The following is a 14,613-nucleotide window of genomic DNA, read 5'->3' as shown; positions in this document are numbered from 1 at the left end:
CGCAAACCTGTCAAGCATGGCGCTAGAACGGCAAAAGGGGCAAGGTTGCCCCTGCCCCCATAAGCCAGACACCTGAGACGCGCGCCCTCTAGATATGGATCGCCCGCCCATAGGCATCAAGAACCGCCTCATGCATCATCTCTGATAAGGTTGGATGCGGGAAAACGGTCTCCATCAGGTCTTCTTCAGTGGTTTCCAGCTTGCGCCCCACCACATAGCCTTGGATCAGTTCGGTCACTTCCGCGCCCACCATATGCGCGCCCAAAAGCTCGCCCGTTTTGGCATCAAACACAGTTTTGATCAGCCCTTCAGGCTCGCCCAAGGCGATGGCCTTGCCATTGCCAATAAAGGGGAAGCGGCCCACTTTTACGGCATAGCCTGCGGCTTTTGCCTTTTCTTCGGTCAAACCGACCGAGGCGATTTGCGGGTGGCAATAGGTGCAGCCTGCAATGCTTTCAGGTTTCACAGCGTGAACCTTGCGCCCTGCAATCATCTCGGCGACCATCACGCCTTCATGGCTGGCCTTATGTGCAAGCCACGGCGCGCCTGCAACATCGCCAATCGCGTAAAGCCCGTCCACGCCCGTGCGGCAATATTCATCCGTCACAACATGGGTGCGGTCAATTTTGACCCCAAGCGCCTCTAGGCCCAGGCCCTCGACATTGCCGACAATACCAACGGCAGAAATGACTGTGTCGAATTCTTGCGTCTCAACCTTGCCGCCCATTTCGATATGCGCTGTGACCTTATCAGCCGCACGATCCAGTTTCTTGACCACGGCCTTTTGCAGAATTTTCATCCCCTGCTTTTCAAAGGCCTTTTTGGCAAAGGCGGAAATCTCAGCATCTTCCACGGGCAGGATGCGATCCATCACTTCGACAACTGTCGTCTCAGCGCCCAGCGTGTTATAGAAACTTGCGAACTCAATCCCAATCGCGCCCGACCCAATGACAAGCAATTTCTTAGGCATATGCGGGGGGGTCAGCGCCGATTTATAGGCCCATACGCGCTTGCCATCCGCCTCTAGGCCCGGCAGTTCGCGGGCGCGGGCGCCTGTGGCCAGAATGATATGTTTGGCAGTCAGGGTTTTCACGCCATCCTCCGCCTTCACCTCGACCTTGCCTTTCGCGGGAATTGTGGCCGCGCCCATCACGACTGTGACCTTGTTCTTTTTCATCAGATGGCCCACGCCCGAATTCAGCTGTTTGGCCACATTGCGCGAGCGTTTCACGACCGCATCCAAATCATAGGAAATCCCATCCGCAGACAGACCGAATTCCTTAGCGCGGTGCATCAGGTGGAAAACTTCGGACGAGCGCAGCATGGCCTTGGTTGGGATACAGCCCCAATTGAGACAAATCCCGCCCATATGTTCCCGCTCGACAATCGCAACTTTCAGCCCCAATTGGCTGGCGCGGATCGCGGCCACATAGCCCCCGGGGCCTGCACCGATGACGATTACATCGAAATCTTGGTTGGACATGGCAGTTCTCCTGCAATTCGGGCCACGCAGGGGCGGCGGGATTCGGAATTGTTCAACGTTAAACTATCTCTAAACCATCTCTGATCGCGCTGCAATCTATCTAAGATTCCTGCAGACTGCGCAGCACAGAACCATAACCGCCCGCGTCTAGAAACGCCTGTTCTTCTGCGGTCATATCCCGCCCCAAATCCGCGTTTCGATAGGGAAAACGGCCAAATCGGCGGATAATTTCAGCATGGGCGCGGGCATGGATCACATTGCCCTGCCCCGTCTGCGGCATCCGCGTTTCGATCAACTCAATCGCGCGGGTTTGATCTGCCAAATCCTCGGAATGCATGAAGGGCAGGTAGAAAAACTGACGTTCAGGCTCTGGGATTCTCAGATCATGGCCCATTTCTAGCGCGTCCTTGGCCAATCCCAAAACCTTTGCATCGGTGGCAAAGGCCCGCGGGTCGGCGCGAAACATATTGCGCGGGAATTGATCCAGCAGGATCATCAGCGCCAAGGCGGTCGGGGCGGCATTGATCCAATGATCCATCGCGCCTGCTGCCGCCCTCTGCCATGCCGCGCCAAAACGGGCGCGAATTTCAGCGTCAAAATCATCATCGCGGCGATACCACTCCCCGGGCCCTGCCCCGATCCAGAACTCTATGATTTCTTGCGCCAGTGGGTCTGTCATCCGATCTTGCCCCTTTAGACCATTGTCAAAGAGAGACTGCCACGATCACGCGGCAGGAGGAAGCGTTCCTTGCGCGTCATCGCCATCATCGGAGGCCGCATCCGCGAAAACCTCTTGCGCCAAGCCCACCACAACGGGCGAGGCCGAGGGCAAAACAGGCGCATAGCTGCCCGTATCTTCCACTGTGGGTGCGGGGCGCACCGTCATACGATAGGCCGCATAAAGCGCCAAAACCGTGACCAAGCCGCCGATGAAATAGAAATACCCCAAAGGGCCAATGGCCTGCATCATGCCGCCCACGACAATCGGGCCGAAAATCGCCCCGACCCCGTTCACAAACAACAGACGCCCCCCTGCGGCGGGCATTTGCTCAACCTCAAGAAAGTCGTTCACATAGGCAATCAACAACGCATAAAGCGGGTTGGCCATGCCACCTATGAAGAAGGCCGAAATCACCAAGATCGAAAAGATGCCAGAACTGAGCGCACCCAACAGGCCCGCTGCGCCACAAATAGCCGCCAAGATCATGATCAACAAACGGCGATCCATCCGATCAGAAATCCATCCGATGGGGAATTGCAGAACCAAGCCGCCCACGTAAAAGGCCGATACAAAAATGGACAATTGCGCAATTGGCAGCCCTGCCTGCGTGGCGAAAACGGCAGCCATGCCGAACATGGCCGAATAAACACCGCCCATAAGGAATGTGCCAATCACACCCAGGGGCGAGATTTTCAAAACCTCCATCAGGCTCATCGGCTTGGCGGTTTCAAATGCCGGCGTTGGGGTAACCGACAGCAAAATCGGCGCGAAACTTAGTGAAACCAGAACCGACAGCACCACAAAGAGGAAATAGTCGGACGGATCCCCAAGGTTCAGCAGCATTTGCGCGGCAACAATGCCGACCATCTGCACCACCAGATAGACCGATAGGGTCTGACCACGGGTTTCATTGGTTGCGGCATTGTTCAGCCAAGATTCCGCCGTGACATAGACGGCGGCAAAACAGGCCCCAATAATCAGGCGCAACACTGTCCATGCAATAGGATCCGTCAGCACAGGATAGAGGATCAGCACCGCCGATATGACCGAGCCCAGCGCAGCAAAGGTGCGGATATGTCCCACGCGGCGGATCATTTCTGACCCCATACGCGAGCCGATCAGGAACCCCGCAAAATAGGCAGACATCACCACGGACATCTCAAAGGTTGAAAAACCCTCAATTTCGCCGCGCACACCCAAAAGCGTGCCCTGAAGGCCATTCCCGACCATCAGAAGCATGATACCCAAAAGCAAGGCCCATGAATTTCGCAACACCAATAACATGCGCGATCCTTACGCTGCACGGCACCAAACTAATGCCGCGTTCACGCCCTATCCTGTCACGTCTGCGACCCGATTAATAGCGAAGCATCCCCGTAGGAGAAAAAACGATAGTTCTGCGTGATTGCATGGTCATAGATCGTGCGAATTTGATCTGCCCCCATCAGGGCCGACACCAACATCATCAGGGTCGATTTGGGCAAGTGGAAATTGGTCATCAACCCATCGGTGATTTTAAAGCGATACCCGGGGTAGATGAAAATATCGGTATCCCCCTCAAAGGGGCGCATCTCGCCAGTTTCGCTTGCCGCAGTTTCAATCAAACGCAATGCTGTTGTGCCCACGGGGATAATCCGCCCGCCTGCGGCGCGGGTGGCGTTGATTTCATCCGCCGCGCTTTGCGAAACCTCGCCCCATTCGGCATGCATTTTATGGGTGGTGACATCTTCCACCGTCACGGGCAGAAACGTGCCTGCACCAACGTGCAAGGTGACAAAGCTGAACGTCACCCCATGGGCGCGCAAATCTGCCATCAGCCCCTCATCAAAATGCAGGCTAGCGGTTGGGGCGGCCACCGCCCCTTGGCGCTTGGCCCAAATGGTTTGGTAATCTTCCCGATCTTGGGCATCGGAGGGGCGCTTGGCCTCAATATAGGGCGGCAGGGGCATCGCGCCTGCGGCGTTCAACGCCGCATCAAAATCATCCCCTCCAAGGTTAAAGCGCAGGTGCAGCCCCTCCTCAAGGCTTGCCACCTCAGCATGAAAATCGGGGGTGAACTCCACCACCTCGCCCAAGGCCAGTTTCCGCATCGGCTTGGCAAGGGCCGACCATGTGCCATCGGCCTGTGGCTCCAGAAGGGTCACCTCAATCTTTGCGCTCACGCGGCCTTGTGCGCTGTCGCGCCACCTTTGGCCACGCAGACGGGCGGGAATGACGCGGGTGTCATTCAGGATCAACCGATCCCCCTTGCGCAAGAATTGCGGCAGATCGCGCACAATCGCATCGGTGATCTGCCCGCCTTGCGCATATAGCAGCCGCGCCGAAGAGCGCGGCTTTGCCGGACGGGTCGCAATAAGGGTTTCGGGAAGGTGAAAATCGAAATCATCAAGACGCATCGTAAACCTGACAGAAACGGGCCATCGCAAAAAAAACGGGCGGATTATTGGGAATTTGTATCAAGCTGCGGACGCATCAAGTCGCGCAGAATGCCTGGCACAAGTATGGAGAGCGGATTGACCCGCACCTGCGGCGTATCGGGCGGGCCGTTCAGAGTAAAATTAAATCCAAACAACCCCTCATCGCGCCGTGCAAACAGCCGCCCGACAACGCCGTTGAGCGCATAAATCGGCGTCAGTACACCGCGAAAGTCCAAATTCCGCGCAGATGTATAATAGACCCCATCCATACTGATCCCCAAAGACGGGCCAATGGCGGTGCCTTGATGCACCGTGATCTTTGACGGATCGAGCGTGAAGCGCGCATTTACCTCGCCCATATTAATCCCGTCCCCCGACAGTTGTTCAATCAATCCAATCACGGAGACGGCGTTGAGCAATTCGGCCATAACGGGCGCATCGCGCAGTCTGGGGTTGGTGATTTGTAACTGGCCCTCATAGCTGCGCGCGCCAGTCGCGCCCTGCAATTGCAGTGTCAGCGCGCCACCATAGAGGTTGCGCATGATGCCCGCGCTGCGCATGACGGCCCCGCCATCATCAGCCTGAAGGCGAATATCGATGCCCCCGCCCTCAAGCGGGGCAATCGCGCCCTCTAGCGGAACGGCGCCGTTAAGATTGCCGCGAAACGCCCCTGCCAACCCGCCACCGCCAGAACTGAGATCCGCGCGCAGATCGCTGAGGGCAATCGTGGCGCCAATGCGCAGTTCGTCCAAATTGACAGACAGGGGGGCGCGTGCCGTTTGCGCCTGTGCGCCGCCCTGCGGCAGGCCCCGCAAATCCAACCGCCCCGAAGCAATCCCAAGTGCAGGTGCCAGACCCTCGCCACGCGGCGTCAGCATGCCTGTCACATCTAGCCAGTCATCAATGGTAAAGCCTTCTATGCGCAACAGCTCAAGACGGCCTTCGGGGCCGAGTTCCCCCGAACCCTGTGCAGATAGGCCAGCCCCTGATAGGCGGAATGCGCGCAGGCTTGGGTCAGGCCCAAGGATCAGGGTGACGTCTAAATCCCCCGCTGCCTCTGCGGGTTTCGTCCACCCGAGCGCGGTAAGGGACAGCGCAACGCCCTCAAGCGGTGATGTGAGACGCAATTCTGGGGCTGCACCGCGCCCTGCAAGATCAAGCCGCAAATCCAGTGCTGCATCGCCCTGCACCATGCCATCAGGCAAAATGACACCAAAGGCCGCAAGGGTTTCAGGGGTCAAACGCGCCTGCCCTTCGACATAAGATTGCGGGGCATCACGGTTAAGATCAGGCCGAACCCAACGCCCCGTGAGGGGCTGACCTAACATTGTGGCAGCGCCAGAAATCATTACGCCTGCCTCGGAGGTAATCGCCAAATCAAGCGCCTCTGCACGCAGATCGCGATTGGGAACCAGTGTGTCTGAGCGCACATCTATCAGACGCCCCGTGATATCGAGGCTCATCTCACCAATGGGTTGGCGTTGCACCAAATTCAGACCGATCTGACCCGACAACTCTGCTTGCCCTGTGGCCAACGTGGCAGGGTCAAGGCGCCCGTCTTCGGGAAATAGGTTTAGGGGCGGCCCTGCGAATAGGGTCAAAAGATCAGGGATTTCTCCAGACACATCCAAATCAAGCGTGGCAGCAGGGCCGCGCATTGCCACATTGGGCACAGTAAACCTGCCTTGATGCATCACGATATCTTGGCCCGTTGGCGCGCGCATCAGACCATCTTGCGCCACAATGGTCAGCCGCGCGCCCTCTAGACGCAGTTGGCCCTGCAGATCCCGCAAAGGCGGCATATCGCGAATGGGGCTAAGCGCGAGCGCGGTAAAATCAAACCCCAAGGCCGCCTGCGCACGGGCATCTTGCGGGGACTTACGCAGGCTCAGCATAAGGTTCTGCGCCTGCCCTTCGTGCAGATTGCGATCAATCCAGTCACGCGTTTTAGAGACAAACTCATTTGGCCAATAAATCAGGGCATCGCGAAGCACCATTTGCGCAATACTCCCATCAATCGCCAATTCCGTGCCATCAGAGCGCGCCACCCCATAGCCTGAAAGGGTCAACTCAAACGCATCTGTGCGGATCAAAACACGATCAAGATCGAGGCGCGGCTCCTCCCCCAAACTGATCCGAAACTCAGACCGCCCCTGCGAGAACAGCAAGGGCGCCTCGAACATCGCATTGGGGTTTACCAATAGATCATTAAGATCAAGCGTGGCGTCAATTTGCGTGCCATCGGGCGAAATCAGCGCATCACCCGTTGCGGTAAAATCTAGGTCGCGCGCATCAACCAACAGCTCATCCAGCGCCGCGCGCCCTGTGGCGGCCTCATACCGAAATCGCGCTGAGATCTCGCTAAAGCTTAGGGGGCGCTCTGCGCCCTCAAGGGCCAATTCCCCTGGCCCCAAATCAAGGCGGGCTTCAAGATCACCAACGCCTTCGGCATCGCGCAATTTGGTGCTGAGACTGCCCGACAATGGCGCAGAGATCAGATCAAGCCACCGCAAGGCAGGCGATGCAACAGAAAGGTTATTTGCAGGTATCCCTTGAAATTGCAGGCGCAATTCAGTCTCACGCGCGGCATCGGTGCGGGTCGCCACAAAGGAAAGACGCCCCGCCTGATCTGCCGCCCCCTCCGCATGGGCCTCTAGACCTGCGGTCACCGCCAAAACCAAATCTTGGCCCTGACGGGCCAGACGCATTTGCCCGTTTTCAATAGATAAGGCCCGTCCTGTGGTGGCATCGCGCAGAGAAATCGTAATCTCGCGGCCAATGGCCTCTTGAAAATTGGCAAAACGCGGATCGGCAAACATTCTGTCAAAGGCGGCCATGGTTTGGGCCAAATCGGCGCGCGCAGCGTCTTGATTGGTTGTGAAAGCCAAATCGATACCGCCTGTTGCATCCCGTTCAAGCAAGAGACTGGCACCCCGCATTTCGGCGCGGATGGGGGATATTTGCCCCATCAGCAAGGCGCCTGCATCAAAGGCAAAGCCAAGCTGCGGAAACGCCGCACGCAGGCCAGTTTCATCGTGCACCGTGACATCGGTGATGACCAACAGGGCTTGGCGCCCCGTCTCATCAAGGGCAATGGACATATCTGCAATGCTTAACTCATCGCGCACCATACCCGCTTGCATTTGCGCAATAATACGCGCCTGCCATGCGGTCGGCAGCGAAACGGGGCCCTGAGACAGTCGCAGGTAAAACCCACCAAGCACCGCTGAAATGGTCACAAACAGGCCCAAAACCACAGCCAAGACCCACCGCCCTCTGCGCGATTTGGCAGGCTGTGGTTTAAGTTCGGACTCGGCGTTTTCTTTGGAGGTCACGGGAAGCGGTCAATCTATAATCTGTCTGGTCACGAGGTTGGTCACGGGGCTGTTTACGGGTCGGGCGCGGAACAAAGAGAGGGGCGATTTCGGATGCCGCCCTTTATCTTTGCTGTAAATCCCCTAGCTTGCAATCACACATAACAAAACCCTGCAACTGGCCCCGCGCAAATATTCGCCGCACTGGATCACGATGTGGCGAGTTTCCGCGCAAAAGAATGAACAAAGGATGAAGCCCATGCTTGAGATCGGCAGCCCTGCCCCAGATTTCACCCTTCCCCGCAATGGCGGTGGCGAAGTGACGCTATCGGCTCAAAAGCCCAAGAAAGTGGTTCTCTATTTCTATCCCAAAGATGACACATCAGGCTGCACCAAAGAGGCGCAGGGCTTCACCGAAGCGGCAGACGCCTTTGCCGCAGCAGGCGCCGTGGTGATTGGTGTCTCCAAAGATAGCGTGGCCAAGCACGATAAATTCATCGCCAAATATGATCTTGGGGTGATCCTTGCCTCGGATGAAACCAGCGATGTCTGCGAACGCTATGGCGCTTGGGTAGAAAAATCCATGTATGGCAAAAAATACATGGGCATCGAACGCTGCACCTATCTTATTGATGGCGATGGGAAAATTTCCCAGATTTGGCGCAAGGTTAAGGTGCCAGGCCATGTTGATGCCGTGCTGGACGCGGTGAAATCCTTGGGCTAATCCACCGCCCCATGAGTGATTTACAAATACCCGAGACATTGGCCGAAATGGCGGTGGCGGTTTTGACCACCGCCAATGCCAAGGAGAAATGCGCGCTTTCGCGCGCTTGTGCCAAAAAATGGTTCGCGGCGCGGGAGGCAGGCACGCCCCTACCCCTTGGCCGCGCCACACCGCCCGATCAACCCGCGCGCCCTGCACAACCCGCATTGCTTGATCCGCGCGAGGTGCCAAAGCGTAAACCCGGCACGGCCGAGGGTCGGATCGCGATTTTGCACGCGGTGGCGCATATCGAACTTAATGCGGTGGATTTACATTGGGACATTATCCCCCGCTTTGCTGAGACGCCCATGCCCATCGGATTCTACGATGATTGGGTCAAATCGGCCGATGAAGAATCCAAGCATTTCAATCTATTGTCAGATTGCCTTGAACAAATGGGCAGTCATTATGGCGCGCTTGCCGCACATGCGGGGATGTGGCGCGCCGCCGAAGATACGGCCACCGATTTCATGGGCCGCTTGGCGGTGGTGCCAATGGTTCTCGAGGCACGCGGCCTTGATGTCACGCCCTCGATGATCGAGATTTTCAAACGCCCGCAAAATGACCCTGCGGCCAGTGCTGCGGTCGATGCGCTAAACGTGATCTATGCCGAAGAGGTGCATCACGTGGCCTATGGCAGCAAATGGTTTCATTTCCTCTGTGGCCGCGAAAACCTTGATCCAAAGGATGCGTTTCATGAACTGGTGCAGCGTTATTTCCACGGCGCATTGAAGCCACCCTTTAACGAAGAAAAGCGCGCTGAAGCGGGCCTTCCACCCGATTTTTACTGGCCTCTCTCTGAACGCTAGGCCATCTATCGGCGAAATCTCGCCCAAATTGTGGGGATGACCTCAATTTCCCGTCTAAATGGCGCAAAAAATATTGAGCCGCCCCGCTCAATGTCCTATCCAATCCTCGCGCCCCCTAATTAGTCTGGGGACGCTGTGATGGGGTGGTGACGAGAGGCGCAGAGCAAAGCGCCCGAACGACAAAACAGGGGACTTGGCATTGAAATCGCGATTGATTGAGCGCGCAAACCACGCATTGGATCGGCATTTGCCTGAAAAACGGCTGTTTCTGAAATCCGATACAAGCACGCGCTTTGTGCGCCTGAGGCCCCTGACGCAGGCCGCAATCATTGCCACGACAGGGCTTCTGGTCACATGGACGGCGATTGTTTCAGCGGTGTTTTTCATCGATGCCATCAATGCAGGCTCTAATCGCGATCAGGTCGCGCGCGCCTCGCAGGCCTATCAAGACCGCCTCAATGCAATGTCCAGTGAACGCGACAGCCGCGCCCTTGAGGCACAAGCCGCCCATGAACGATTTGGCGTTGCGATGGCCCAAGTCTCTGCCATGCAATCGCAGCTTCTGGCATCAGAAGAACGCCGCCGCGAATTGGAAACCGCGGTCAACGTGATCCAAAGCACCTTGCGCCGCACCATCAGTGAACGCGATGACGCGCTTGAAGAGGTGGCACAATTGACTGCCGAGATGACCGATGAGAATGGCAGCCTGCAATCCGCCGCAAGCCGTCAACGGGATCTGGAGCAGGTTGTGGCGCTATTGACCGAGGCGCTGCAAGAAACAGCCGAAGGGCGCGACACAACCCATGATCTGATCGCCGAGGCACGCGCGCAGATTCAAGAACTGGAATTCCAAGCTGCCCTTTCCGCCGAGCGCAATGAACGCATCTTTACCCAAATCGAAGACGCGGTCGCGATGTCGCTTGAGCCACTTGATGCGATGTTCCGTGCGGCAGGCCTGCCCACCGACAGTATTCTGGAGACGGTGCGCCGTGGCTATTCGGGCCAAGGCGGGCCTTTGACGCCAATCACCTTTTCAACCTCCAACGGCCAACCCGACCCTGTTTCGCTGCGCGCCAATGAGGTGTTGGAGGATCTCGATGCGGTGAACCTCTATCGTATTGCCGCAGAGAGCCTGCCCTTCAGCTATCCTGTGCAGGGCGCTGCGCGGCGCACCTCGGGCTATGGCTATCGCAATGATCCGATCCAAGGGGGGCGGCGGATGCATGAGGGCCAAGATTTTGCAGGCCCCGTTGGCACCCCGATTGTTGCCGCCGCAGATGGCACTGTGGTTTTCGCGGGCCGCCGTGGCGCCTATGGCAATATGATAGAAATTCGCCACGCTATGGGATATACAACACGCTACGCACATTTATCGCGTATTAGCGTGACACGGGGCGAAAGAGTGTCGCGCGGCGACAGAATTGGTGATATGGGAAATACTGGACGCTCGACCGGGTCCCATTTGCATTACGAAGTGCGCCAGAATGGCAACCCAACCAACCCGATGACCTTTATCACGGCAGGACGAAATGTTTTCTAAATCAAAAATCAACGAACCTGGACCAAAAGAAACAACAACGCCAAGCGCGGCCCCTGCCGCGACAGCGCCAAGCGCGCCTTCGGCACCGGTGGCCCCCAGCACATCTGCTGCCCCCGCCAAGCCAAAGCCGCCTGCGTCTTTGCTGAGCTCGGATTTGGTGATTACGGGCAATCTGAAAACCTCGGGCGACATTCAAATCGAAGGCACCGTCAAGGGCGACATCCGCGCGCATTCGCTGACTGTTGGTGAAAGCGCACGCATTGATGGCGAGGTTCTTGCCGATGATGTGGTCGTGAACGGCTATGTCAAAGGCCGCGTTCGTGGCTTGAAAGTGCGCCTCACCTCAAGCGCGCGTGTTGAGGGCGATATCATTCACAAGACCATCGCGATTGAATCTGGTGCGCATTTTGAAGGCACGGTTCAGCGTCAAGAAGACCCGCTCTCTAGCGGTGCGAAATCAGCCCCTGCCCCAGCCGCAAAACCTGCCGCAGCCGCCGCAGAGCCAGAAAAGAAATAAGCGCAGGCGCGGTTTATTTACAATGCACCCCCGCCCGCATCAGCGCGCGGGGGTTTTTCTTAGTCATCATATCGCTTCATGCACAAAGGCGCGGCGATAAATATGCCATGAGGCATGACCCAAAACGGGCAAGACCAAGAACAACCCCAACAGCGCGGGCAGCATCGCCAAAAAGGTCAGGCTTGCGATCAGCGCCCCCCAGATCAGCATCACCTTCGGGTTGGCTTTGACCACCGCAATGCTTTTGAGCATGGCGGTCACAAAATCCACTTCCTTATCCAACAAAAGGGGCAGCGAAATCACCGTAAGGCAAAACAACACTAACGCAAAAACCGCACCAAAGCCTGAGCCCACCAACAGCATAATCAACCCTTCGGGCTGAAGCAGATAGGCATAGCTTGAGGTCACATTCATCAGCGCAGATGGCCCCATAAACAGGGCAAACAACATATGCGCAAAGAAAGACCAAAATAGAAAATAAACGATGATCACCCATGCCATAGACGGCAATTGGCGCAATCTTTGCCGCCAGATCACGCTGAAGATATCATTGCGGCGAAAGTCCCGATCCCCCGCTTCAAGGCGGCGGGACACCTCATAAAGCCCGACCGCCAAGAAAGGCCCTATGAGGGGAAAACCAACCGTAATCGGAATAGCCAACCACCCCATATCCAGGATCGAAAGGCTGCCATAGATCAACCAGCCCCCCACCACATAGATATGGGCAAAGAACAGGCCCATCATCGGCTTTTGGCGAAAATCGCGCCACCCTGCGCCCAATGCCGCCCAAATATCGCCCAATCCCATCTTGGCCAATGGCGGCAGGGGCGATGGACCCTCGAACTGCACGCGGTCGTTCATATTGCGCCCTCCCTTCTTCCGTCAGGAATAGGTTAAGCCCCCGATCCACGCGCCGCCAAGGGAAATTTAGCAGACCGCGCTATCCGTCTAGCGCATCAATCGCCGCAACATTGCTGGCGCTACGGCCATTGGGGTCAAAACTTTGCGCCAAATAGGCCTCGGCAATGGATTTCGCCAATTCTGCCCCGATCACCCGCGCGCCCATCGTGATGATCTGCGCATTATTCGACAGCGCGGCACGCTCAGCTGAATAGGTGTCATGGGTCTGTGCGGCGCGAATGCCGCGCACCTTGTTTGCGGACATGGCCACGCCAATCCCTGTGCCGCAGACCAGAATCGCGCGGTCAAACTCGCCCGTCAAAACCCGATTGGCCACAAATTCAGACAGGTTGGCGTAAAACTCTGCGCCTGCTGCATCCATATCAATCAGCGTCACCTCATGGCTGGCTTTGAGGTGATCTGCCAAAACCCGCGCCAAACCGTCACCTGCACTGTCACCTGCGATTGCCAATTTCATGATCATTCCTCCTGCGATCATTGGGATTGAATGGCGCGCGACACCCGCGCCAAAATATCAAGATAGCCCGCCACGTTCCACGCGGAGCGGCCAATAAACAGCCCGTCAATATGCGGACAGGTGATCAATTCTGCGCAATTCTCAGGATTGACCGACCCGCCATAAAGACAGGGCAAAGCGCGCCCCATCACCGCCTGGGTGACCGCAATGATCTCGGCATGGCGCGCATCAGCATAGTCAGCGGTGGCAGGCACCCCCCCATCGCCAATCGCCCACACGGGTTCATAGGCAAATAGAATGGCACGGTCGCGATCAGTCGAGGCAATCTGCGCCAAGGCAGCCTCGGTTTGAGCGCGCAAAACTTCGGTGGCGCGCCCTGCTTCGCGCTCGGCCCAAGTCTCGCCGATGCAAATAAGGGGCACAAGGCCATGGCGCAGCGCAGCCGCAACCTTTAGCCCGACTGTCTCATCCGTTTCGCCAAAATTGGCGCGCCGCTCAGAATGGCCCAATTCGACAATCTGCGCGCCGCAGTCGCGCAGCATCACGGGGGAAATTTCCCCCGTCCATGCACCTTGATCGGCCCAGTGCATATTCTGCGCCCCCACCATCACCGAGCTATCCACGAGGTCTGCCGCAACCTCAGCCAAAGCTGTGAAAGGCGGGATCACAAAAGGCTGAATGCGCGGGTCGGCCGGGGTCTGCGCCGCCTTCAGACCTGCAACAAACGCACGTGCCTCGGCGCGGGTTTTGTTCATCTTCCAACTGGTGCCAACCCAAAATTCGGACATTTCATGTTTCCTTTGCATCAATGAAAGGCAGGTTTAGGTCTGCCCAAACAGCCCTATGGGCCTGTGGCAAATCATAGGTCACGAGTGCTGAAAACGCGTCTAGATCGGCAAGGTGATACAACGCATCGCGCCCAAATTTCGCACCTTCTGCCATCAAAATGGGGCGCGCGGCGGCCGCAATCATCGCAGCCTTTATCGCGCGCACGCCCTCATCCATGTGATAGCAGGCCCGCGCATCAATTGCGGGGCTTGAGATAAAGGCCAGATCAGCCCGCATCATCGCAATTTCGGCTTGTACCATGGGCCCCGTGGCACAGTGAAATTTGCGACTATAGCGGCCACCAAGGGTGATGAGGGTCACGCTTGCGGCCTCTTGCAGCACATGGATGGCGGCATGGTTATTGGTGATGATGGTCACGCCAAGACCGCGCAGGGCAATCTCTTCGGCCAAAAGCGCGGCGGTGCTGCCATCATTCAGCATCACACGCATGCCCGTCTCAACCCGATCTGCCGCAGCGCGGGCGATTTGGCGCTTGGCCTCGACATGGCGCAGGGCGCGATAGCGATAATCTGCCTCAAACTGCGCGCTCGCCTCTATCGAGGCCCCACCACGCAGCTTGCGCAAAAGCCCCGCTGCCTCAAGATCGTCTAAATCGCGGTGGATCGTCATCTTAGACACGGCAAATCGCGCAGCCAGATCATCCAGCCCCACGAATCCCGCTTCGGCCAGCCATGCCAATATCTGCTCGCGCCGCGTCTCAAGTTTCATGTGATCCCCTTTAGATGCGCCTGCACGCTATCAGGGGGCGCAGTTAAATCAATATAAAAATGTGATTTTGTGATTTTTAATTGTGATGTTTGATGTGGTGGTTTACAAGCGGCC

The 14,613-nt window shown here is 57.1% G+C and carries 13 protein-coding genes; 4 read left to right on the top strand and 9 right to left on the bottom strand.

Annotated elements, in window-relative coordinates; translation table 11 throughout:
• Positions 1 to 88 precede the first annotated feature (88 nt).
• From lpdA to AAC620_RS01535, 5 genes are all read right to left on the bottom strand, one after another.
• The gene (gene lpdA / locus AAC620_RS01555; protein ID WP_340242515.1) at positions 89 to 1,483 is read right to left on the bottom strand and encodes a dihydrolipoyl dehydrogenase; all 1,395 of its coding nucleotides are present in this window, start codon (positions 1,481 to 1,483) and stop codon (positions 89 to 91) included.
• 100 nt (positions 1,484 to 1,583) lie between these two features.
• Entirely contained in the window at positions 1,584 to 2,162 is a 579-nt protein-coding gene (locus AAC620_RS01550) for a DUF924 family protein (RefSeq protein ID WP_340242514.1), read from the bottom strand.
• 45 nt (positions 2,163 to 2,207) lie between these two features.
• Entirely contained in the window at positions 2,208 to 3,488 is a 1,281-nt protein-coding gene (locus AAC620_RS01545; protein ID WP_317654993.1) for an MFS transporter, read from the bottom strand.
• A 56-nt stretch (positions 3,489 to 3,544) separates the two neighbouring features.
• Entirely contained in the window at positions 3,545 to 4,600 is a 1,056-nt protein-coding gene (gene queA / locus AAC620_RS01540) for a tRNA preQ1(34) S-adenosylmethionine ribosyltransferase-isomerase QueA (protein WP_340242513.1), read from the bottom strand.
• A 44-nt stretch (positions 4,601 to 4,644) separates the two neighbouring features.
• Positions 4,645 to 7,956 (bottom strand): YhdP family protein, encoded by a 3,312-nt coding sequence (locus AAC620_RS01535; RefSeq protein WP_340242512.1) that lies wholly within the window; start codon positions 7,954 to 7,956, stop codon positions 4,645 to 4,647.
• Between the two features lie 238 nt (positions 7,957 to 8,194).
• Here AAC620_RS01535 and AAC620_RS01530 point away from each other — a divergent pair, with 238 nt between their 5' ends.
• The 4 genes from AAC620_RS01530 (at position 8,195) to AAC620_RS01515 (ending at position 11,564) form a co-directional block, all read left to right on the top strand.
• A complete protein-coding gene (locus AAC620_RS01530) occupies positions 8,195 to 8,659 on the top strand; it encodes a peroxiredoxin (protein ID WP_340242511.1) in 465 nt (154 codons plus the stop codon).
• Positions 8,660 to 8,706: 47 nt separating this feature from the next.
• Entirely contained in the window at positions 8,707 to 9,507 is an 801-nt protein-coding gene (locus tag AAC620_RS01525; RefSeq protein ID WP_445322445.1) for a ferritin-like domain-containing protein, read from the top strand.
• Positions 9,508 to 9,706: 199 nt separating this feature from the next.
• Positions 9,707 to 11,047 carry a M23 family metallopeptidase gene (locus AAC620_RS01520; protein WP_340242509.1) on the top strand — a complete coding sequence of 447 codons (1,341 nt, stop codon included), beginning with the start codon at positions 9,707 to 9,709 and terminating at the stop codon, positions 11,045 to 11,047.
• Positions 11,037 to 11,564, top strand: a complete 528-nt coding sequence (locus tag AAC620_RS01515) for a bactofilin family protein (protein ID WP_340242508.1) — start codon at positions 11,037 to 11,039, stop codon at positions 11,562 to 11,564. The genes AAC620_RS01520 and AAC620_RS01515 overlap by 11 nt, the downstream gene beginning before the upstream one ends.
• A gap of 66 nt (positions 11,565 to 11,630) precedes the next feature.
• On the opposite strand, the gene AAC620_RS01510 is transcribed toward AAC620_RS01515, so the two are convergent.
• The 4 genes from AAC620_RS01510 to AAC620_RS01495 all read right to left on the bottom strand — a co-directional run bounded on the left by AAC620_RS01510 (position 11,631) and on the right by AAC620_RS01495 (position 14,499).
• Positions 11,631 to 12,425 (bottom strand): DUF2189 domain-containing protein, encoded by a 795-nt coding sequence (locus AAC620_RS01510; protein ID WP_340242507.1) that lies wholly within the window; start codon positions 12,423 to 12,425, stop codon positions 11,631 to 11,633.
• A gap of 79 nt (positions 12,426 to 12,504) precedes the next feature.
• Positions 12,505 to 12,942 (bottom strand): RpiB/LacA/LacB family sugar-phosphate isomerase, encoded by a 438-nt coding sequence (locus AAC620_RS01505; protein ID WP_317655001.1) that lies wholly within the window; start codon positions 12,940 to 12,942, stop codon positions 12,505 to 12,507.
• A gap of 17 nt (positions 12,943 to 12,959) precedes the next feature.
• Positions 12,960 to 13,730: a triose-phosphate isomerase gene (locus AAC620_RS01500; protein ID WP_340242506.1), complete on the bottom strand. Its 771-nt coding sequence runs from the start codon at positions 13,728 to 13,730 to the stop codon at positions 12,960 to 12,962.
• Between the two features lies 1 nt (position 13,731).
• Positions 13,732 to 14,499 carry a DeoR/GlpR family DNA-binding transcription regulator gene (locus AAC620_RS01495; RefSeq protein WP_340242505.1) on the bottom strand — a complete coding sequence of 256 codons (768 nt, stop codon included), beginning with the start codon at positions 14,497 to 14,499 and terminating at the stop codon, positions 13,732 to 13,734.
• Between the last annotated feature and the right edge of the window lie 114 nt (positions 14,500 to 14,613).

This window comes from Roseobacter sp. HKCCA2468, assembly GCF_037805105.1.
Taxonomy (GTDB): Bacteria; Pseudomonadota; Alphaproteobacteria; order Rhodobacterales; family Rhodobacteraceae; genus M30B80.
This window is presented reverse-complemented; position numbering and strand designations above follow the sequence as displayed.

Bases quoted from the DNA above. Each gene is read 5' to 3' on its own strand.
- lpdA (WP_340242515.1), bottom strand. From the start codon at position 1,483: ATGTCCAACCAAGATTTCGATGTAATCGTCATCGGTGCAGGCCCCGGG.
- AAC620_RS01550 (WP_340242514.1), bottom strand. From the start codon at position 2,162: ATGACAGACCCACTGGCGCAAGAAATCATAGAGTTCTGGATCGGGGCA.
- AAC620_RS01545 (WP_317654993.1), bottom strand. From the start codon at position 3,488: ATGTTATTGGTGTTGCGAAATTCATGGGCCTTGCTTTTGGGTATCATG.
- queA (WP_340242513.1), bottom strand. From the start codon at position 4,600: ATGCGTCTTGATGATTTCGATTTTCACCTTCCCGAAACCCTTATTGCG.
- AAC620_RS01530 (WP_340242511.1), top strand. From the start codon at position 8,195: ATGCTTGAGATCGGCAGCCCTGCCCCAGATTTCACCCTTCCCCGCAAT.
- AAC620_RS01525 (WP_445322445.1), top strand. From the start codon at position 8,707: ATGGCGGTGGCGGTTTTGACCACCGCCAATGCCAAGGAGAAATGCGCG.
- AAC620_RS01515 (WP_340242508.1), top strand. From the start codon at position 11,037: ATGTTTTCTAAATCAAAAATCAACGAACCTGGACCAAAAGAAACAACA.
- AAC620_RS01510 (WP_340242507.1), bottom strand. From the start codon at position 12,425: ATGAACGACCGCGTGCAGTTCGAGGGTCCATCGCCCCTGCCGCCATTG.
- AAC620_RS01505 (WP_317655001.1), bottom strand. From the start codon at position 12,942: ATGAAATTGGCAATCGCAGGTGACAGTGCAGGTGACGGTTTGGCGCGG.
- AAC620_RS01500 (WP_340242506.1), bottom strand. From the start codon at position 13,730: ATGTCCGAATTTTGGGTTGGCACCAGTTGGAAGATGAACAAAACCCGC.
- AAC620_RS01495 (WP_340242505.1), bottom strand. From the start codon at position 14,499: ATGAAACTTGAGACGCGGCGCGAGCAGATATTGGCATGGCTGGCCGAA.